At 73.6% G+C, this 19,191-nt stretch carries 15 protein-coding genes; 10 read left to right on the forward strand and 5 right to left on the reverse strand.

From position 1 onward, the window contains the following. Positions 1 to 24 precede the first annotated feature (24 nt). The 10 genes from dnaK to FRAAL_RS29020 all read left to right on the forward strand — a co-directional run bounded on the left by dnaK (position 25) and on the right by FRAAL_RS29020 (position 13,557). Positions 25 to 1,854 (forward strand): molecular chaperone DnaK, encoded by a 1,830-nt coding sequence (dnaK, locus tag FRAAL_RS28975; protein WP_011607676.1) that lies wholly within the window; start codon positions 25 to 27, stop codon positions 1,852 to 1,854. After that, positions 1,851 to 2,642, forward strand: a complete 792-nt coding sequence (grpE, locus tag FRAAL_RS28980) for a nucleotide exchange factor GrpE (RefSeq protein ID WP_041939936.1) — start codon at positions 1,851 to 1,853, stop codon at positions 2,640 to 2,642. The genes dnaK and grpE overlap by 4 nt, the downstream gene beginning before the upstream one ends. 24 nt (positions 2,643 to 2,666) lie before the next feature. Then, a complete protein-coding gene (gene dnaJ / locus FRAAL_RS28985) occupies positions 2,667 to 3,866 on the forward strand; it encodes a molecular chaperone DnaJ (protein WP_011607678.1) in 1,200 nt (399 codons plus the stop codon). Next, the gene (locus tag FRAAL_RS28990; protein ID WP_041939937.1) at positions 3,863 to 4,429 is read left to right on the forward strand and encodes a heat shock protein transcriptional repressor HspR; all 567 of its coding nucleotides are present in this window, start codon (positions 3,863 to 3,865) and stop codon (positions 4,427 to 4,429) included. Before dnaJ ends, FRAAL_RS28990 begins: the two co-directional genes overlap by 4 nt. Positions 4,430 to 4,629: 200 nt before the next feature. Beyond that, the gene (gene clpB, locus FRAAL_RS28995; protein ID WP_011607680.1) at positions 4,630 to 7,248 is read left to right on the forward strand and encodes an ATP-dependent chaperone ClpB; all 2,619 of its coding nucleotides are present in this window, start codon (positions 4,630 to 4,632) and stop codon (positions 7,246 to 7,248) included. A 169-nt stretch (positions 7,249 to 7,417) separates the two neighbouring features. Beyond that, entirely contained in the window at positions 7,418 to 7,849 is a 432-nt protein-coding gene (locus FRAAL_RS29000; RefSeq protein ID WP_011607681.1) for a TIGR03667 family PPOX class F420-dependent oxidoreductase, read from the forward strand. 127 nt (positions 7,850 to 7,976) lie between these two features. Then, positions 7,977 to 9,062: a pseudouridine-5'-phosphate glycosidase gene (locus FRAAL_RS29005; RefSeq protein WP_011607682.1), complete on the forward strand. Its 1,086-nt coding sequence runs from the start codon at positions 7,977 to 7,979 to the stop codon at positions 9,060 to 9,062. A gap of 147 nt (positions 9,063 to 9,209) precedes the next feature. Beyond that, positions 9,210 to 11,435, forward strand: coding sequence for an MMPL family transporter (locus FRAAL_RS29010; RefSeq protein ID WP_041939938.1), 2,226 nt, complete (start codon positions 9,210 to 9,212; stop codon positions 11,433 to 11,435). A 209-nt stretch (positions 11,436 to 11,644) separates the two neighbouring features. Continuing rightward, on the forward strand, positions 11,645 to 12,130 hold the full coding sequence (locus FRAAL_RS29015; RefSeq protein WP_011607684.1) for a PH domain-containing protein: 486 nt from the start codon (positions 11,645 to 11,647) through the stop codon (positions 12,128 to 12,130). Beyond that, positions 12,127 to 13,557 carry a PH domain-containing protein gene (locus FRAAL_RS29020; protein ID WP_011607685.1) on the forward strand — a complete coding sequence of 477 codons (1,431 nt, stop codon included), beginning with the start codon at positions 12,127 to 12,129 and terminating at the stop codon, positions 13,555 to 13,557. Before FRAAL_RS29015 ends, FRAAL_RS29020 begins: the two co-directional genes overlap by 4 nt. A 4-nt stretch (positions 13,558 to 13,561) precedes the next feature. Here FRAAL_RS29020 and FRAAL_RS29025 read toward each other — a convergent pair whose 3' ends face one another. From FRAAL_RS29025 to FRAAL_RS29045, 5 genes are all read right to left on the reverse strand, one after another. Further along, positions 13,562 to 14,635, reverse strand: a complete 1,074-nt coding sequence (locus FRAAL_RS29025) for an SMODS domain-containing nucleotidyltransferase (protein ID WP_041939939.1) — start codon at positions 14,633 to 14,635, stop codon at positions 13,562 to 13,564. Between the two features lie 437 nt (positions 14,636 to 15,072). Continuing rightward, the gene (locus tag FRAAL_RS29030) at positions 15,073 to 15,642 is read right to left on the reverse strand and encodes a GNAT family N-acetyltransferase (RefSeq protein ID WP_011607688.1); all 570 of its coding nucleotides are present in this window, start codon (positions 15,640 to 15,642) and stop codon (positions 15,073 to 15,075) included. Continuing rightward, positions 15,635 to 16,954, reverse strand: coding sequence for an NAD-dependent epimerase/dehydratase family protein (locus FRAAL_RS29035; protein ID WP_011607689.1), 1,320 nt, complete (start codon positions 16,952 to 16,954; stop codon positions 15,635 to 15,637). Before FRAAL_RS29035 ends, FRAAL_RS29030 begins: the two co-directional genes overlap by 8 nt. A gap of 274 nt (positions 16,955 to 17,228) precedes the next feature. Next, positions 17,229 to 18,023 (reverse strand): CAP domain-containing protein, encoded by a 795-nt coding sequence (locus FRAAL_RS35915; RefSeq protein WP_011607690.1) that lies wholly within the window; start codon positions 18,021 to 18,023, stop codon positions 17,229 to 17,231. Positions 18,024 to 18,287: 264 nt separating this feature from the next. Further along, positions 18,288 to 19,022 carry a DedA family protein gene (locus FRAAL_RS29045; RefSeq protein WP_011607691.1) on the reverse strand — a complete coding sequence of 245 codons (735 nt, stop codon included), beginning with the start codon at positions 19,020 to 19,022 and terminating at the stop codon, positions 18,288 to 18,290. Positions 19,023 to 19,191: the final 169 nt, after the last annotated feature.

A 19,191-nucleotide genomic window follows, 5' to 3' on the forward strand; every position in this document is an offset into this window, starting at 1 on the left:
ACACGGATCGAGAGGCACACAGACATGGCACGAGCGGTCGGCATCGACCTCGGCACCACGAACTCCGTCGTGAGCGTGCTCGAGGGCGGCGAACCCACGGTGATCGCGAACGCCGAGGGCTCTCGCACGACCCCGTCGGTCGTGGCCTTCGCGAAGAATGGCGAGGTCCTGGTCGGCGAGGTCGCGAAGCGGCAGGCAGTCACGAACGTCGAGCGCACCATCCGGTCGGTCAAGCGCCACATGGGCACCGACTGGAAGATGAAGGTCGACGCGAAGGACCTGACTCCGCAGGAGATCAGCGCCTTCATCCTGCAGAAGCTCAAGCGGGACGCCGAGTCCTACCTCGGCGAGACCGTCGCGGATGCGGTCATCACCGTCCCCGCCTACTTCGACGACGCCCAGCGGCAGGCGACCACGGAGGCCGGCACGATCGCGGGCCTCAACGTCCTGCGGATCGTCAACGAGCCGACCGCGGCCGCCCTCGCCTACGGGCTGGACAAGGGCGAGAAGGAGCAGACCATCCTGGTCTTCGACCTCGGTGGCGGCACCTTCGACGTCTCTCTGCTGGAGATCGGCGACGGCGTCGTCGAGGTGAAGTCCACCTCCGGCGACACCCACCTCGGCGGCGACGACTGGGACCAGCGGATCACCGATCACCTGATCAAGACCTTCAACGGTCAGCACGGGGTTGATCTCGGCAAGGACAAGATGGCCCTGCAGCGGCTGCGGGAGGCCGCCGAGAAGGCGAAGATCGAGCTCTCCCAGTCCAGCCAGACGTCGATCAACCTGCCCTACATCACCGCCTCGGCGGAGGGCCCGCTGCACCTCGACGTGTCGCTGACGCGGGCCGAGTTCCAGCGGATGACCTCCGACCTCATCGACCGCTGCAAGCACCCCTTCCAGCAGGCGGTGAAGGACGCGGGCATCAAGGTCAGCGACATCGACCATGTCGTGCTCGTCGGTGGTTCCACCCGGATGCCCGCCGTCGTCGACCTGGTCCGCGACCTGACCGGCGGCAAGGAGCCGAACAAGGGCGTCAACCCGGACGAGGTCGTCGCCGTCGGTGCCTCGCTGCAGGCCGGCGTGCTCAAGGGCGAGGTCAAGGACGTCCTGCTGCTCGACGTCACCCCGCTGTCGCTCGGGATCGAGACGAAGGGGGGAATCATGACGAAGCTCATCGAGCGCAACACCACGATTCCCACCAAGCGCTCGGAGATCTTCACCACCGCCGAGGACAGCCAGCCCTCCGTGCAGATCCAGGTGTTCCAGGGTGAGCGCGAGATGGCCGCGTACAACAAGAAGCTCGGCATGTTCGAGCTGACCGGTCTCCCGCCGGCCCCCCGCGGCCTGCCTCAGATCGAGGTGACCTTCGACATCGACGCGAACGGCATCGTGCACGTGTCCGCCAAGGACCTCGGCACGGGCAAGGAGCAGTCGATGACGATCACCGGCGGGTCCGCGCTGCCGCGCGACGACATCGACCGGATGGTCCGCGACGCGGAGCAGTACGCCGAGGAGGACCGCAACCGCCGCGAGGAGGCCGAGACCCGCAACAAGGCGGAGACCCTCGTGTACTCCACCGAGCGGTTCCTGGCCGAGAACGGCGAGAAGATCGACGCCGCGGTGAAGTCCGACGTGGAGGAGAAGCTCGGCACCCTGCGCGGCGCCGTCGCGGGCACCGACACAGCGGCCATCCGCGAGGCAGCCGACGCGCTGGCCGCCGCGAGCCAGGCGATGGGCCAGGCCATGTACGAGCAGGCCGCCCAGGATGGCGCGGGCGCCCCCGGCTCCGGTGGACCGGCCGACGACGACGTCGTCGACGCCGAGATCGTGGACGAGGAGGACAAGAAGTGACCTCCGGTCAACCTGGTGACTGGTGGGGTGCGAGCAGGTCCGACAGTCGAGACGAGGAGGAGCCTCGCGTGGTCGTGCGCGACCGGCGGCGGATCGACCCGGAGAGCGGTGAGGTGCGGGCGGATGCCGCCGCCGCACCCGGCGGGGTGGGAAGTGCCGCTCCCGCCGGAGCCCTCGACCAGGAGGTCGACGGCGAGCTCGTCGCGTCCCTGCAACAGCAGATCGCCGAGCGCACGGCGGACCTGCAGCGGCTGAAGGCGGAGTTCGACAACTACCGCCGCCGGGTCGAGCGGGACCGCCAGCAGATCGGCGAGCAGGCGACCGCCAAGGTGCTCGCCAGCCTGCTGTCGACCCTCGACGACATCGGCCGCGCCCGTGACCACGGGGATCTCGAGGGCCCCTTCAAGGCCATCGCCGAGGCCCTCGAAGCATCGTTGGAGGCAGCCGGCCTGGAGCGCTACGGGTCGCCGGGCGACGAGTTCGACCCGTCCGTCCATGAGGCGCTCATGCACTCCTACCGGGCTGACGTGACCGGCCCGACCTGTGTGGACGTCTTCCGCGCCGGTTACCTGCACGCGGGTCGGGTCCTGCGCCCGGCGCAGGTGGCGGTCGCGGAGCCCACGGGCGAGGCGGCACCGGCCGAGGTCGAGCCGGAAGCCGTCGAGGCCGCGCGCGGCGGGTCCGGGCTGCCGGACGAGCAGGCGGCGCAGCGGCCGAGCCCCATCCCCGACGACACCGGCAGCATCCCCGGCCCGGACAACGGCGGGCCCACTGTCAGCGCCGACTGACACGACGAGGAGAGGAGGGGCGCCGTGAGTGTTCGCGACATGGTCGAGAAGGACTATTACGCCGCTCTCGGCGTTCCCAAGGACGCCTCGGCGGCCGACATCAAGAAGGCGTACCGCAAGCTTGCCCGGGAGCTGCATCCGGACAAGAACCCCGGCGACGCGAAGGCCGAGGCGCGCTTCAAGGAGGTGTCCGAGGCCTACGACGTCCTCTCCGACGAGAGTCGTCGGCGGGAGTACGACGAGGCCCGGGCGCTGTTCGCGGCCGGCGGCCGAACGGGCGGCCTCGGGGGCGGGCGGGCCGGCGGCTACGGCGGTTTCGGCGCACCCGGCGGCTTCGGCGCACCCGGCGGGGGTTACGGCGCCGGCCCGAACGTCAACTTCGAGGATCTCCTCGGTGGCTCGGGCGGCGGTCTCGGCGGTTTCTTCGACATGTTCCAGCGATCGTCGCCGGGTCGCGGGCCACGCCGGGGCGGCGACATCGAGGCCGAGGTGACCATCCCGTTCGAGAAGTCGCTGACCGGGCTGGAGGCTTCGGTCCGCCTGCCCGGTGCCGCGACCTGCACCACCTGCGAGGGCAGCGGGGCTCGGCCGGGGACCACCCCACGGACCTGTACGACCTGCCGCGGGCTGGGCGTGGTCTCCCGTTCGCAGGGCGGATTCGCGCTGTCCGAGCCCTGCCGCGACTGCCTGGGCAAGGGCACGCTGATCGACCATCCCTGTCCCGACTGCCGGGGCTCCGGTCGGCGCGAACGCGAACAGCGCATCCGCATCCCACCGGGCGTCAGCGACGGCCAGCGGCTGCGGGTACGGGGCCGCGGCACGCCCGGGGAGCGTGGCGGCCCGGCGGGTGACCTGGAGGTGACGGTCCACGTACTGCGTCACCCGGTCTTCGACCGGGAGGGCAACAACCTGACCATCACGCTCCCCATCACGATCACCGAGGCGGCCCTGGGCGCGTCGGTCCGGGTGCCGACCCTCGACGGCGCGCCGCTCACGGTGAAGGTGCCGGCCGGTACCTCCAGCGGGCGGCGGCTGCGGGCTCGTGGGCGAGGCGTCCCGGCAGCGGGCGGCGGCCACGGTGACCTCATCGTGACGTTGGAGGTGACCGTGCCCAAGCCGGCCGATCTCTCGCCGCGGGCACGCACGGCGTTGCTCGAGTTCGCCCAGGCCCATCCCGAGGACCCACGGGCGCCGCTGATGGAACGGATGGAGGCAGAGGGATGACCGCGCGTCCGAATCGCACCTCCGATCCGCCGGCCGCGCCGAGCGCGCGGCCGGCGCCGGCACGGCGGTCGGGGGACCGGCCGCCGCCGGACCCGTTGGGCTCGGCCACCGAGGTCCGGCCGGAGGGGTACTACCCGACCGGTCCGCTGCCGGGCCCCGCCCACGACGAGGACGCGCCGGTCTACGTCATCTCGATCGCGGCGCAGCTCGCCGGCATGCATCCGCAGACCCTGCGGTCCTACGACCGCCTCGGGCTGGTCACCCCGGGCCGCACGGCGGGGCGGGGGCGGCGTTACTCCGCCCGGGACGTCGCCCTGTTGCGGGAGGTCCAGCGCCTCTCCCAGGAGGAGGGCGTCAACCTTGAGGGCATCCGGCAGATCCTGCACCTGAGCGCTCAGGTGATGGCGCTGCAGGCGCAGGTCCGCCAGCTCACCGAGGAACTCGCCCGGGCTCGCGTCGACGCGGAGCGGCAGGTGGCCGAGGCGCATGCCAGCCACCGGCGCGACCTCGTCCCTGTCGACCGTGGGGCGATCGTGGTATGGCGGCCGCTTCCCCGCCGTTGACCGCCCGGCCGGCAAGGGCGTCGGCCGGTGCGGCATCCGACCCCAGGGGGCTCCTCTCGGTCCAGGAACGGGCCACGAGGAGCCCCTTTCGCCTTTCCGGGAACCCGCAGAGACGAATCAGGGTTGAGTGGGAACGACTCAGGTATGCTGAGCGTTCGAACGGATGACACTGCACGCACCTGACCACACTGGGATCCGCCATGAACGCTGAACGCCTCACCGCCCGCTCGCAGGAGGCTCTCTCCGCGGCGATCAGTCGAGCCACCGGCGACGGGTCACCACTCGTCGACCCCCTTCACCTGCTCACCGCCCTGCTCGAGGCCCCCGACGGGGTCGGTGCGGCGCTGCTGTCCTCGACCGGCACCTCCGTCGACGCGGTCCGGGGCAGGGCCGAGGCAGCCGTGTCCCGGCTGCCCCGGGCCACCGGGATGAGTGTGTCGGCGCCCCAACTGTCCCGTCAGCTCCTCGCCGTGCTCGACAACGCCGAGCGACAGGCGGGTCGCCTGGGCGACGAGTACACCTCGGTCGAGCACCTGGTCGTCGCGCTCGCCGAGGAGGGGGGCGAGGCCGGCCGCATTCTGACCACCGCCGGCGCGAGTCCGGACGCGCTGCGCGGTGCCTTCGACAAGGTCCGCGGCGGTGCCCGGCGGGTGACCAGCCGCGACCCCGAGGGTTCCTACCGCGCGCTGGAGAAGTACTCGATCGACCTCACCGAGCGGGCCCAGCAGGGCAAGCTCGACCCGGTGATCGGCCGGGACGCGGAGATCCGCCGGGTGATCCAGGTTCTGTCCCGGCGCACCAAGAACAACCCGGTCCTCATCGGCGAGCCCGGCGTCGGCAAGACCGCGATCGTCGAGGGCCTCGCCCTGCGGGTCGTGGCGGGCGACGTGCCGGAGTCGCTGCGCGGCCGGCGGATCGTCTCGCTCGACCTGGGCTCGATGGTCGCGGGTTCCAAGCTGCGCGGCGAGTTCGAGGAGCGGCTGACCTCGGTTCTCAACGAGATCCGCGAAGCCGAGGGGCAGATCATCACGTTCATCGACGAGCTGCACACGGTGGTCGGCGCCGGCGGCGCCGAGGGCGCGATGGACGCGGGCAACATGCTCAAGCCCATGCTCGCCCGCGGTGAGCTGCGCATGATCGGCGCGACCACGCTGGAGGAGTACCGCACCCGCATCGAGAAGGACCCGGCGTTGGAGCGCCGCTTCCAGCCGGTGATCGTGGGCGAGCCGACCGTCGAGGACACCATCGGCATCCTGCGCGGTCTCAAGGAGCGCTACGAGGTGCACCACGGGGTGCGCATCACCGATGCCGCGCTGGTCGCCGCGGCGACCCTCTCCGACCGCTACGTCACCGCCCGCTTCCTGCCGGACAAGGCGATCGACCTCATGGACGAGGCGGCGTCCCGGTTGCGGATGGAGATCGACAGCCGGCCGGTGGCGATCGACGAGCTCGAGCGGGCCGTGCGCCGGCTGGAGATCGAGGACATGGCGCTGTCGAAGGAGAACGACGACGCCTCCCGGGAGCGGCGCGGGCGGCTGCAGCGCGAGCTGGCGGACCGGCGCGAGGAGCTGTCGAGCCTCACGGCGCGCTGGCACCGGGAGAAGGACTCGATCTCCGAGGTCCAGAAGATCAAGGAGGAGCTGGAGAACGCGCGCCGGGCGGCGGAGCTCGCCGAGCGCGACCTCGACCTGGCGAAGGCCGGTGAACTGCGCTACGGCACGATCCCGACGCTGGAACGGCGGCTGACCGACGCCACCGACGCGCTGGCCGCCGCGGACTCTCCCGGTGGGGCGATGCTCAACGAGGAGGTCGGTCCGGACGACGTCGCCGAGGTCGTCGCAGCCTGGACGGGCATCCCCGCCGGCCGGCTGCTCGAGGGCGAGACCGCGAAGCTGCTGCGGATGGAGTCCGAGCTGCACGCCCGGGTGATCGGCCAGGACCAGGCGGTGCGGGCGGTGTCCGATGCGGTGCGCCGGGCCCGGGCCGGCATCGCCGACCCCGATCGGCCCACCGGTTCGTTCCTCTTCCTCGGCCCGACCGGCGTCGGCAAGACCGAGCTCGCGAAGGCACTTGCCGACTTCCTGTTCGACGACGAGCGGGCGGTCGTACGCATCGACATGAGCGAGTACGCCGAGAAGCACTCGGTCGCCCGGCTGATCGGGGCTCCGCCCGGGTACATCGGGTTCGAGTCCGGCGGCCAGCTCACCGAGGCGATCCGCCGGCGGCCCTACAGCGTCATCCTGCTCGACGAGGTCGAGAAGGCTCACCCCGACGTCTTCGACGTGCTGCTGCAGGTCCTCGACGACGGGCGGCTGACCGACGGGCAGGGGCGCACGGTCGACTTCCGCAACGCGATCCTCATCCTGACCTCGAACCTCGGCTCGCAGTTCATCGCCGATCCGACCCTGAGCCCGCAGGTGCGGCGCGAGTCGGTGATGGTGGCCGTGCGGGACGCCTTCAAGCCCGAGTTCCTCAACCGGCTCGACGACGTCCTCGTCTTCGACCAGCTCGGCCGGGAGGACCTGACCCGCATCGTCGATCTCCAGCTCGACCGGCTGCGGGCTCGGCTGCAGGAGCGGCGGATCGGCCTTGAGGTCACCGACACCGCCAAGGAATGGCTCTCCGACGTCGGTTACGACCCGGTGTTCGGGGCGCGGCCCCTGCGGCGCCTGGTCCAGACGGCGATCGGCGACCAGCTCGCCCGGGAACTGCTCGCGGGACAGGTCCGCGACGGCGACGACGTGCAGGTCGACGCGGTGCCCGGCGGCGCCGGGCTGATCGTCTCCGCCGCGGTCAAGCCGCCCGCCAAGGCACTGTAGGGGAGGCGGCCGGGCGGCTCGCGGCCGAGTCCGGGCGCGCGACGCACTCTGCGGCGCGCGCCCGGATCGGTGGCGGTCCGGTCACGCGCCGAACCCGTCGGGAGGTTACGGTAAGCAGTGGTCGATCGCCGCCTACCGGCGAGTCCGCGCCGAGGGGTGGGAGCCGACGATGTCCGCACTTCCCGATCCAGACACCGCGTTCGGGGCGAAGGTGGCTCGGCGGCTGGGCGAGGACCGGATCGCCTGGCTGACGTCCACCGACCGGTCCGGCACCCCGCAGCCGGCGCCGGTCTGGTTTCTGTGGGACTTCGCCACCGACAGCGCCCAGCTCTACAGCGAACCCACCGCGCGGCGGCTGAGCCGGATCCAGACGAATCCGCGCAGCTCTCTACACCTCGACGACGACGGCCGCGGCGGCGACTTCGTCGTCCTCACCGGCGTGCTCACCACCGACCCGCAAGCCCCGCCCGCGGATCAGAACCCGGGGTATCTCGTGAAGTACAGCGAGTGGGCGAAGAACGTGTTCGGTTCGGTCGAGCGGTTCGCGACGCTGTACAGCGTGCCGCTGCGGTTTCGGGCCGAGCGGACCCGCGGGCAGTGAACGTCCGGGTAGCGAGCCCCTGGGAAGTGAGGCCACGGGACGTGGGCCACGGGCAGTAAGTCGCGAGTAGTGCAATGAGACATCGATCGGCTGGAGGCGTCGGGACGACGGGACGTAGGGTCGGCGCATGGCGGGCAGATCGAACATCGTCGTCTCGGCAACCGTGCGGGACGCCCTGGCCGCCGGGGCGCCGGTGGTCGCGTTGGAGTCGACGTTGATCGCGCACGGGCTGCCTCGGCCCCGCAACCGCGACGTCGCCGTCGAGCTGGAGGAGCTGGCGCGCGCACGGGGAGTGACCCCCGCGACGATCGCGGTGATCGACGGCGTGCCCCGGGTCGGCCTGGACGAGCCCGACCTGCGCCGCATCGCCGACGACGCCAACGTCATCAAACTCTCCGTGCGTGACCTGCCGGTCGCCTGCGCGACGGGGTGGACGGGGGCGACGACGGTAGCGTCCACCGCTCTGCTCGCGGCCCGCGTGGGGATTCGGCTGTTCGCCACCGGCGGTCTCGGCGGGGTGCACCGCGGCGCAGGGGACAGCTTCGACGAATCCGCCGACCTGGTGACCCTCGCGGCCATGCCGATCACCGTCGTGAGCGCCGGAGTCAAGTCGATCCTCGACATCGGCGCGACCCTCGAACGGCTCGAGACGTTGGGTATCACCGTCGTCGGCTATCGGACGTCGACCTTCCCCGGCTTCTACCTGCCCCACACCACCTACGACCTGGACTGGCGGGTCGGCGACGCCGGCCAGGTCGCCGCGACGATGGCTGCGGCGGACCTGCTGGGCCTCACCTCGGCGATCGTCGTGGCCAACCCGCTGCCCACCGACCAGGCCCTCGACCCGGCCCTGCACGACCGGGTGCTGGCCGACGCCCTGGCCTGGGCCACCGAACGCGGCATCCGCGGCAAGGCCGTCACCCCGTTTCTCCTGGAGACCTTCCATCGGGAGACCGGCGGCGCGAGCCTGGAGGTCAACATCAACGCCGTGCGGAACAACGTCGCCGTCGCGTCGGACATCGCCCTCGCCTGGGCCGCCAAGGACCGGTCCCCCACAGACCCAGCCGCCCCAGACCCGACCGCCCCAGACCCAGCCGCCCCAGACCCGACCGCCCCAGACCCAGCCGCCCCAGACTCAGCCGCCCCAGACCTGGCCGGCCCGGACCCGAGTGCCCCAGACCCGGCCGCGGTAGCGCGAGCGCATCGGCCGTAGTCGGCAGCCGGGCCGCTGAGCTGCGACGATTCCGTCAGGGCCGAGACGCACGGTGAGTCGGACAACCGCGACGGCACCAATCGTCGCTGTCCGTCACCACGATCGGTGGCCGGGGCGCAGCACTGCCGAACAGGGGGCTGGCGGGTCGTGTCGTGGGTGATCGGACGCCGCTCGGCCTGGGTGGTCATCGTCCTGTGGCTCGCGATCGGCGGGGCGGCCAGTCCGATGGCGTTCCGCCTCGCGGACGCCCAGAAGAACGACGCGAGCGCGTTCCTCCCGGCAGAGGCCGAGTCGACCCGCCTGCTCGCGGCGCAACGCCACTTCCCCGGCGCGGATGCCGTGCCCGCCGTCGTCGTCCTGACCAGGCCGGCGGGCCTGACCCCGGCGGACCGCTCCGCCGCCACCGCCATCGGTGGGGCGCTGGCGCCCTTCGCCGCCGGGCCGGTCCTCGGCCCCGTCGTCGCCCCGGACGGCCACTCGCTGATCCTCACCGTCCCCCTCGCCCAGCTCGACGACGCCGCCCGGTTCACGGACAACGTCCGTGAGATGCGGCGGATCGCCGCCCGGATCGCCCCCGCCGGGACCGAGACCGCGATCACCGGGCCGGCGGGGCTGGTCGCCGACGCCTTCCAGATGTTCCGGACGATCGAGAGCCGGCTGCTCCTCGTCACCGCGGGGATCGTCGCCGTGATCCTGCTGGTGGTCTATCGCAGCCCGCTGCTGTGGCTGGTCCCCCTGGTGTCGGTGGGGATCGCCGACCAGACCGCCGCCGGGATCGTCAGTCTGCTCGCCCGGCACGGCGTGCTGACCGTCAACGGGCAGAGTTCCGGCATCCTGCGGGTGCTCGTCTTCGGGGCCGGCACGGACTACGCCCTGCTGCTCATCGCCCGCTATCGGGAGGAACTCACCCGCCACCGGGATCCGCGCCGCGCCATGCGGGAGGCGATGCGGCACGCCGGTCCCGCGGTCCTGGCCTCCGCCGGCACCGTCGTCATCGGGATGCTCTGCCTGCTGTTCGGGGTGCTGGCCTCCGACCGCGGGCTCGGGCCGGTCGGCGCGATCGGCATCTCGACCGCCCTGGTGACGATGACCACGCTGCTGCCGGCGGCGATGGTGCTCTGCGGACGCCGGCTGTTCTGGCCGCTGATCCCCCGGTTCGGGGAGCATCCCCCCGTCACCGACACGGCCCGGCGGGGGCCGGCGGCGCGGGCCGCCCACGACAACGCGCTGGCCGCGCCCACCGCCCCGGGCCACGAGGACCTCACCGAGTTCGACCTCGCCGAGGAGCCGGGACGCTGGGTCAGAATCGGCGCGGCGATCGACCGGCGCCCGCGGACGGTGTGGGTGGGGACCTCGTTGGTGCTGGGTGGCCTCATCGTCGGCCTGCTCACGATGAACACCTCGCTGCGGCAGGACGAGGGCTTCCGGCACCGGGTGGAGTCGGTGCGCGGCATCGAGCTGATCTCCGCGGACTTCCCGCCGGGCGTCTCGGCGCCGACGTACGTCATCGCCGCCGGACGGGTCGCGCCCCAGGTCGCTGCCGTGATCCGGGCGACGCCGGGGGTGGCGGGGGTGGCCGAGGCCGGCCGCGCCGGCGACCGGGTGCAGTTCGTCGTCGTCCTGGGCGACCGACCGGACAGCCCGGCCTCGTTCGACGCCGTGCGCGAGCTGCGATCCAGGGTGCACCGGGTGCCGGGAGCGGGCGCGCTGGTCGGGGGGAACACGGCGGTGAACCTCGACGTGCGGCACGCGGCCGTGCGGGACCGCCAGGTGATCATCCCGCTGGTTCTCGCGGTCGTGCTCGTGGTGCTGATGTTCCTGCTCCGCGCGATCGTCGCCCCGCTGATGCTCATGGCGACGGTGGTGCTGTCCTACCTCGCCGCGCTCGGCGCGAGCGCGGTCGCCTACCGCTGGATCTTCGGCTTTCCCGGCGCCGACCCCTCGCTGCCGCTACTGGCGTTCATCTTCCTGGTAGCGCTCGGCGTGGACTACAACATCTTCCTGATGACCCGGGTGCGCGAGGAGGCAGCGCGGATCGGGCCCCGGCCCGGTGTGCTGCACGCGCTGGCCGTCACCGGCGGCGTCATCACCTCCGCGGGCGTCGTGCTCGCCGCCACCTTCTCCGCCCTGATCATCTTTCCGCTCGTCCAGCTCGCCGAGATCGGCTTCGTGGTCGCGTTCGGCGTCCTGCTCGACACCCTGGTCGTGCGGTCGATCCTCGTGCCCGCGCTGACGCTGGACATCGGCCGGCGCATCTGGTGGCCCAGCCGGTTGGCCCGCCCGGACGACACCGCCGGCGGCACGCCCCCGGCGATCTCCCCCAGCGCGCCGGCGTCCCCGCCGCGCCCGCGGACACCCCGGCATCCCGTCTAGACCCGCAAACGCCCGCCGACACCCGCAAACGCCCGCCGACACCCGCCAACACCCGCCGACACCCGCCGACACCCGCCCAGGCTCGCCGACGACCACGGATGCCCCGCGGACGCCCGAACGGGTGAGAGCCGCGCCGGTCACCAGGACGGCAGCGATCCACTCGTCCCATTCCGGTCGGACGTATCCGAGGCGCGACTTATCGTTGCGACATGCCCGACGCTCTCCTGCCGGATCCCGAACGGTGGCGGGTCCTGCCGCCGGAGCTGCGGAGGCTACGACGGACGCTGCTGGTCCTCGCGGCCGTCCCGGCGGTGGCGCTCACCCTGCTGATCTCGCTGTCGGTCGGCGGCTGGCCCTGGGTCCTGCTCACCGTCGTCCCCCTGCTGGTCGCCGCCGCGGCCTGGCGATCCATCGGCGTGGGCTGGCGGGCCTGGCGCTACGCCGAGCGGGAGGACGATCTGCTGATCAGCCGGGGCGTGCTGGTGCGCCGCCTGGTCGTGGTGCCCTACGGACGGATGCAGCTCGTCGACGTGACCGCCGGACCGCTCGCCCGGCGCTTCGGCGTCGCCAGGGTGCAACTGCACACCGCGGCGGCGGCCAGCGATGCCGTCATCCCGGGGTTGCCGCCGCGGGAGGCCGCCCGACTGCGCGACGCCCTCACGGAACGCGGCGAAGCCCGGTCGGCCGGACTGTGACCACCGAGCGGGAGACCACCGAGCGGGAGACCACCGACCAGGAGACCACCGACCAGGAGACCACTGAGCGGGAGGTCGCCGAGCGGGAGGTCGCCGAGCGGAGGACCACCCGACGGGACGCCGCGCCGGTGACCGCGCCGGACGGGTTCCACCGGCTGCATCCCCTCACACCGTTCCTGCGCGGCTGGGTGATCGTCGCCGCGTTCGCCGCGACCGTCGGGCGCAACCTCGCCGAGGACGTCACCGCCCGGGCCGTCGGCCTGACCCTCATCTTCCTGATCCCGGCCGCCGGGACCTACGGCTACTGTGCCTGGCGGTTCACCCGGTACCGGCTCGATCGCGACGGCCTGCGGCTGGACACCGGCCTGCTGGTCCGGCGCACCCGCTACGTCCGGCTGGACCGGCTGCAGTCGGTGGACATCGTCCAGCCACTGCTCGCCCGGATGATCGGGCTGGCGATCCTGCGCCTGGACCTGGCGGGCCGGGAACGCCGGGAACGGTCCGACGCCGACGGCGGCGACTCCGGATCCGACCTGCGGTACCTGTCGATCGGGCACGCCCACCGGCTGCGCGCCGAGCTGCTCGCCACCGCGGCCGGACTCGCCCCCGACGTCGGCGAGGCGCCGTTCCATCCCCTCGCCGAGGTGCCGCCGAGACGGCTGATCGCCGCGATCGCCCTGTCGCCCGCGCCGTGGGCGGCGGTGTTCGGGGCGGCGGCGATCGCCACGCCGTCGCTGCTCACCGGCACCCGCGCCGGTGTCCTGGGCGCGATCCCGCTGCTCGGCTGGCTCTGGCACACCACCTTCCGGATCTTCGCCGCCGGCTATCCGTACGCCGTGTCCGAGTCGCCGGACGGGCTGCGCATCGACAGCGGGCTGCTCGAACGCGCCCACGCCACCGTCCCGCCGGGGCGCGTCCAGGCGATCAGCGTCGGGGAACCGTTGCTGTGGCGCCTGTGCGGCTGGGTGACCATCCGGATGAACGTGGCCGGCAGCGGGCCGTCGGTCCTGCTGCCGGTCGCCCGCCGGGACGAGGCGCTGGAGCTGATCGGCAAGCTGCTGCCCGGGGTGGATGTGGCCGCGGTCGAGCTGGCCCGTCCGCCGAGACGGGCCGCGCTGCTCGCCCCGATCCACTGGCGGATGCTGTCCTGCGGCGCCGACGACGTGGTCTTCGTCGCGCGCCACGGGCTGCTGCGCCGGTACACAGATCTGATCCCGCACGGCAAGGTGCAGAGCATCCGCCTGGTAGCGAACCCGCTGGCCCGGGTGCTGCGCCTCGCCGACGTGCACCTGGACACCACCGGCGGGCCGGTGCGGGTGCGAGCCGGCCTGCGCGACCGGGCCGAGGCACTGCGGATCGTCGCCGCCCAGGCCGAGCGGTCCCGGCTGGGGCGCCGCGCGGCCGTGCCGGACCGGTGGATGACCTGACGCCTCAGCCGAAGGTCGGGAACTCCGGGCCGAACACCGAGCCCCAGAGTGCCACGGCCTCCTCGTGGTCCCCGGCCTGCTCCGCGTCGACCGCCTTCGCCGAGTAGATGCGGGCGAGCCGGATGGTCCCCGCGAGCGCGTCGACGTCCTCGGGGCGCAGGTAGGCGGACAGGTCGCCGCCGACGTCCGCGGGATCCGCCGCGACCAGGCCGACCTCGTCCATGTGGCGGAAGACCTCGGCCAGCCCCTGCCGGGTGTTGAGCCCTCGACCGGCGAGGACCTGCCCGGCGAGCGCCTCGATGTGGAAGGAGCGCAGGTGGCTGCCGCAGACCCGGTTCCACGCCTTGAGCAGACGCACCGCCGAGATCACCCGGGGGCCGAGGTCCGCGGTCCAGCTGGTGTGCCGCTCCGGGCGGGTCGGCAGCCAGCCGCCGACCCGATCGGGCATGACGTAGCCGGCTCGGGGGTGGTCGAACGCCGGGACGAGGTGCACGTCCGGCGGCGAGTCGTAGACGATGCGCAGCGCCTGGCCGCGGCTGCCGATCGTCTGGATCCGCTCGCCCCCGATCGCGTTGCGCACGCAGAGCACCAGGTCGCGCGAGTCCCAGCGGAACCGCTTCCACGCGCTGTTCGCGGCGGAGAAGACGGCGAAGATGTCGACCTCGTCGAGCGGCTGGATCATGGTGTCCCGGCCGGCCGAGCCGATCGTCGCGACGCCGACCAGCGGCAGCGCGCACCGGGGCGGGAAGATCGCCCGCAGCGCCCGCTCCGCCTCGTCGCGCCGGGCGGCGATCACGGCCTTGTCCTCGGCACTGAGCCGGATCAGGTCATCCAGCTTGGCGAAGGCCCGCGCGGTGGTCCCGACGAGCAGGGGACCGGTCATCGCCCCGGTCGTCGGGTTGATCGGCGGCGGGACCTGCTGGGGCGAGGCGCCACCATCGGGTGGGAACAACGCGTTGGGCGCGCCCGGCGTGGACTCGTTGGACCGCCGCCAGTGCGACGGAATGATCAGGTGGTCGTAGGTGACCTCCCCCGGCCGAACTCCGGCCGGTGTCCCCCGAGGGGTATCCACGCTCATGCTGCTGACCTCCCAGGCGCAGGTAGCGCCGAACCGTTCGGGCTCCCCTCCCCGGACGCGAGACGGACCTCCCACGGACCGTCCCGGACGCCCCGCCCTCACTCAGCCCGTCGGCCAACGGTCGCGACATCGCTTTACATGGTGCCCCAGGGCATCACGGTCTGAACAGGGGGCTGCCACCGCGGCGTGTCCACCGCGCGCCCTATGCCGCCGAAATTACGAGAAGACGGCTGTCGCCTGGTTGACAGGAGGACACTGTCACGGCAACGCCGACACAACTTTGCACAGGCCCATCAATCAACGCTGGGCAGGCACTTTCGGTCCGGCGACCAGGAAACGGGCCGGTCCGGGCAGGGAAACGCCGCAACGCCGCCGGTGACGTCCGGGCTGGCGGGCGCCCAACCGGGCCACGTGACGGTGCGTGATCTCAAGGGTGATCAACCCGTCGGCGGACGCAGCCAGATCCGCCACCAGTCGGCTATCAGGACGGGGGTGGGCACGAACGAGGTCGCCTGTCCCAGGCGCTTTCCGATCCCGTCGCCGCGGCGGATCCTCGTCTCCACCAGGGCGCCGCGGTACTCGAACCAGCCGGCGACCGCGCGGACGGCCTCGGTCGCGTAGCCCTCGCGCCGGCAGCCGAGCACGATCGACACCCCGACCACGGCGCGGCGGCCGTGGGTGTCCGCGGCGACCAGGCCGACGGCCGCCGGCCCCGACCTGCGCCGCAGCACCCAGGTCAGCACCGAGCGCCCGGCGCCGGCCCGACGGCGTAACTCGCGGCGCAGCGACGCGGCCGGGTCGAGAGGATCCGGGGCGGGCGCGTGCGGATCCGTGCCGACGATCCCGCCGTACGGGCCGAGCCCGTCCCCGCCGCGCCCGCCGGAACGGGCGACCACCGCCGTGAACGCCAGTGCCGGCGCGAGCTCCTCGGCGACGTAGCCGGCGTTCCAGACGGTCAGCGGCAGGGCGAGCAGCCGAGGGGTGGTGAGGGTGGGCCCTTCACCCACGGCGGGACGGTTCCCGGACCCCGAGCAGGCCCCGTTCCCGCAGCCACGACTCGGTGCGGTCCATGCCGTCGGCGAGGGGCACGGCGGGCGACCAGCCGGCCAGGCTGCCGATCCGGCTGATGGAGAAGCCGGCGTCCCGGGTCAGTTCGCGCACGCCGAGCGCGCCGAGGTCCACCCGGGCGCGCGGGTCGACGCCGGCCACGAGCCGCGCGCCGAGGCCGCGGACCAGGGCTGCGGCGGGTCGGCCCGGCACGGGCGGCGGCGAGGCGACCCCGGGCGGCGCGGCCGGCGCAGTCCCGGCCGGCTCCGGCTCCGCCGCGGCGGACCCACCGCCCGCGGACACCCCGCCCGCCGACACACCGCCCGCCGACACACCGCTCGCCAGCGCACCGCCTGCCGACGCCGGGGACCTCGGTGCCGCCAGCCCCGCGCCGAGGGCCCGCACCCGGTCCCACGCGTCCACGGCCCCGAGCAGCCGGCCCGGCACGGACCGCGGCGAGGGCAGGTCCAGCATCCGGCTGTAGTACCCGAAGAACTCGGCGGCGCTGACCTGCTCGCCCCCGGTGACGTGCAGCACCTGGCCGGCGACCGCGGCGCGGTCCGCGGCGGCGACCGCCGTCACCGCGGCGACCACGTCATCGACGTGGACCGGACTGAGAACCCCGCGCCCGCCGTCCACCAGGACGAACCGGCCGGCCCGCATGAGCAGCACCGGCCACAGTGTCCAGCGCCCCGCCCGGGGGCCGTAGGCGTCGCCGATGCGCACCACGGTGGCTCCGAGCCCGTGCGCCGCGGCCGAACCCACCGCCTGCTCGGCGGCGGCGAGCGCGTCGGCCCGCACGTCGCCGGTGAGGCCGACCGGGGCGGACTCGTCCACCAGCGGCCCGTTCACCCGGCTGACCTCGGCGCGTTCGCCGTCACGCGGCGTCACCCGCGACAGCACGTCCACACAGGACAGATGCAGGAAACGCGCGACCCCGGCGCGGGCGGCCGCGTCGAGCAGGGCGGCGGTACCGCCGAGGGTCACCCGCCGGACCTCGGCACCGGAGACCCGCCGCGGCGCCCCGGCGCGCCCCGGGCGCACCGGGGTGAGCTCCGCGACACCGCCGGTGCCCACGGCGGCGGCGTGGATTACCAGTTCGGCGCCGTCGAGCGCCTGCTCCCAGGTGCCGGGCCGGCTGATGTCGGCCTGCACCACGCCGGGCGCGCGCCGGACGTCCAGCGCGACGACGTCGGCGCCCTGTTCGCGCAGGGCATGCGCAAGCGCTCCGCCCAGAAACCCGGCCGCGCCGGTGACCACCGCCCGAACCACGGCCCACTCCTCCTACCCGGGTCACCCATGCCCGGGTCACCCGCGTCGACGGTCCTGTCGCGATCGCCGCGGTCCGCTCCGCCGGCCGTGCCGCCCTCGCTGCCGTCGGCGACGACGTCCCGACCCTACGGGATCGACCGGCCGGCGGCCGCGGACCATCGGCGCGAGTCGACCCGGCCGGACGGCCCCCTCCACGCCCGAAACCGGAATCCGCCGGTGCCGGGCGCGGGCGACGCCTCCCGGGTACCTGCCCGAGCCGGGCCGGCCGATCGGGTCAGGGGCCCGTTTCGGGGGTCGCGAAGTCCTGCGTCCAGTAGTAGCCGTAGCTCCCGCCCGTCGCGAGGCCGACGCCGATCCGCGTCAGCGAGCAGGTGAGGATGTTCGCCCGGTGCTCGGGGCTGTCCATCCAGTCCCGGACGACCTCGGCGGCACTGCGCTGGCCGGCGGCGATGTTCTCCGCGGCGACGGAGTAGTCGAAGCCCGCCGCCGCCATCCGGTCGAACGGGCTACGGCCGTCGGGGCTGTCGTGGCGGAAGTAGCCGGACACGGCCATGTCGATGCTGTGCGCCCCGGCCGCCGCCGTCAGCACCGGGTCGGCCACCAGATCCGGGCAGCCGGCCGCCCGCCGGGCCCGGTTCGTGGCCGCGATCACGTCGGCGATCAGGCGGGCCCGGGCCGTCGGCTGGCCGGGCGCGGCCGGGCGGGGGGTGCCCGCAGAGGCCGTTTCCGGCGCACCCGGGTCGGGCCGCCGCGCCGACGGCGACCCGGCAGCGCCGCCGATGGGCGCCGCCAGCTCTCGGGCCGGCGTGCGCGCCGCGCCGAGGGAGCCGGAGCCGGCCCGGCCCGTGGCTGTGCCCGCGTCCGCGCCGGCGGGGCTCCCCGGGGGCGCCCCCTCGGCCGTCGACGGCGCGCCGGCCATCCGGGCGGCGAGTCTCCCGGTTGCCGTTCCAGCACGGTCGGTGACCCACAGCGCGAGCGCGAGCGTGGCCAACAGGACGCCCGCCGCCACTGTCCACGCGGGCAGCACCGGGCGGCGGGGCGCCCGGTGGCGATTACGCGTGCGCTGCATCGGACCCTTCGCTCGGTCGGCCCCCCCGACCTCGTGCCTGGATCGATCAAGGCTAGCTAGGAGTAGTCAGGAATTACCATCATCGACACCCATTGCCTACCCGATGTGATCTGGTAGTCGTGTGGTGGAGATTACCCGCCGGAGCGACCGGGGCAGCAACCCCTCCGCACGACGCACACGGGGACAACGCCGGCGTACTCGGCCGACGTCCTCCGGCGGCGGGTCGCGGCGAGCGGTCGACGACCTGTGGCGCGGACCCGGCGGTCACCGGTCCCGATCGGTCGCCGAGGCGGCCGAGGGGTCCGGTTCCGCGGCCGGCACCGGTGCCGCGGGCGAATCGCCGTCCGGGTGGGGATCATCGCTTGCCGTCCCCCGGTCGGCGGTGGCCGCCTCGGGGTCTGACTGACCGCGCGCGGACCGGCCCCGGGCGGTGCGGCGGCGCAGCAGCTCGCCCCCGACCCCCGCCAGGACGGACACGGCCACCACCACCAGCGCGAGCCAGCCGGTGGCGTCGCGCAGGCCAGGGATGGCGGATGCCGCGTAGCCCAGCAGGATCAGCCCGGTCCCCCACACCACCGCGCCGGACACCACCGCGAGGAGGAAGCGGTGCCACGGCATGGCCACGGCCCCGGCCAGGACCGGGGCGAACGTCCGCGCCCACGGGACGAACCGGGCGGCCACCAGGGTGACCGCCCCGAACCGTCGGTAGAACTCCTCCGTCCGGGCCAGGGCGGGGGCGTAGCGGCGCTCGAGGAAGGGCCGGCCCAGCCGGTGCCCGGTGTAATAGCCCGCGGCGGCGCCGGCGCTGGCGGCCAGAGCGACCCCCACGGACAGGACATAGATGGAGACGTCCGCGCCCGCGTCCGCGGCGACCAGGCCGGCCGCGAACAGGATCGTGTCCCCGGGAAGCCAGAACCCGATCAGGATCCCGCTCTCGGTGAATATCATCGCGAAAAGGACGATGTACAGCGTCGTCCCGGACAGACTGCCGACGTCCACGTGACCAGTGTGCCGGGCGGGTCCGGCCGGGTGGCGGGCGCGTCGCCACGGTCGGTGTCTCGGCCTGCCGACGGACCACACCCGTCCGGGCCATCGGCTCCCCCCACCCCTGGTCTCGCCGCTCGGCGACCCCCGACCTCCCGCCGAACAGGCAATGCGCACCGGCGCC

Origin of the sequence: Frankia alni ACN14a (assembly GCF_000058485.1) — a bacterium.
GTDB classification, from domain to species: Bacteria; Actinomycetota; Actinomycetes; order Frankiales; family Frankiaceae; genus Frankia; species Frankia alni.

Coding starts and splice junctions, on each gene's coding strand:
- dnaK (WP_011607676.1), top strand. CDS start 25: ATGGCACGAGCGGTCGGCATCGACCTCGGCACCACGAACTCCGTCGTG.
- FRAAL_RS28990 (WP_041939937.1), top strand. CDS start 3,863: ATGACCGCGCGTCCGAATCGCACCTCCGATCCGCCGGCCGCGCCGAGC.
- FRAAL_RS29015 (WP_011607684.1), top strand. CDS start 11,645: ATGCCCGACGCTCTCCTGCCGGATCCCGAACGGTGGCGGGTCCTGCCG.
- FRAAL_RS29025 (WP_041939939.1), bottom strand. CDS start 14,635: ATGAGCGTGGATACCCCTCGGGGGACACCGGCCGGAGTTCGGCCGGGG.
- FRAAL_RS35915 (WP_011607690.1), bottom strand. CDS start 18,023: ATGCAGCGCACGCGTAATCGCCACCGGGCGCCCCGCCGCCCGGTGCTG.
- clpB (WP_011607680.1), top strand. CDS start 4,630: ATGAACGCTGAACGCCTCACCGCCCGCTCGCAGGAGGCTCTCTCCGCG.
- FRAAL_RS29005 (WP_011607682.1), top strand. CDS start 7,977: ATGGCGGGCAGATCGAACATCGTCGTCTCGGCAACCGTGCGGGACGCC.
- FRAAL_RS29000 (WP_011607681.1), top strand. CDS start 7,418: ATGTCCGCACTTCCCGATCCAGACACCGCGTTCGGGGCGAAGGTGGCT.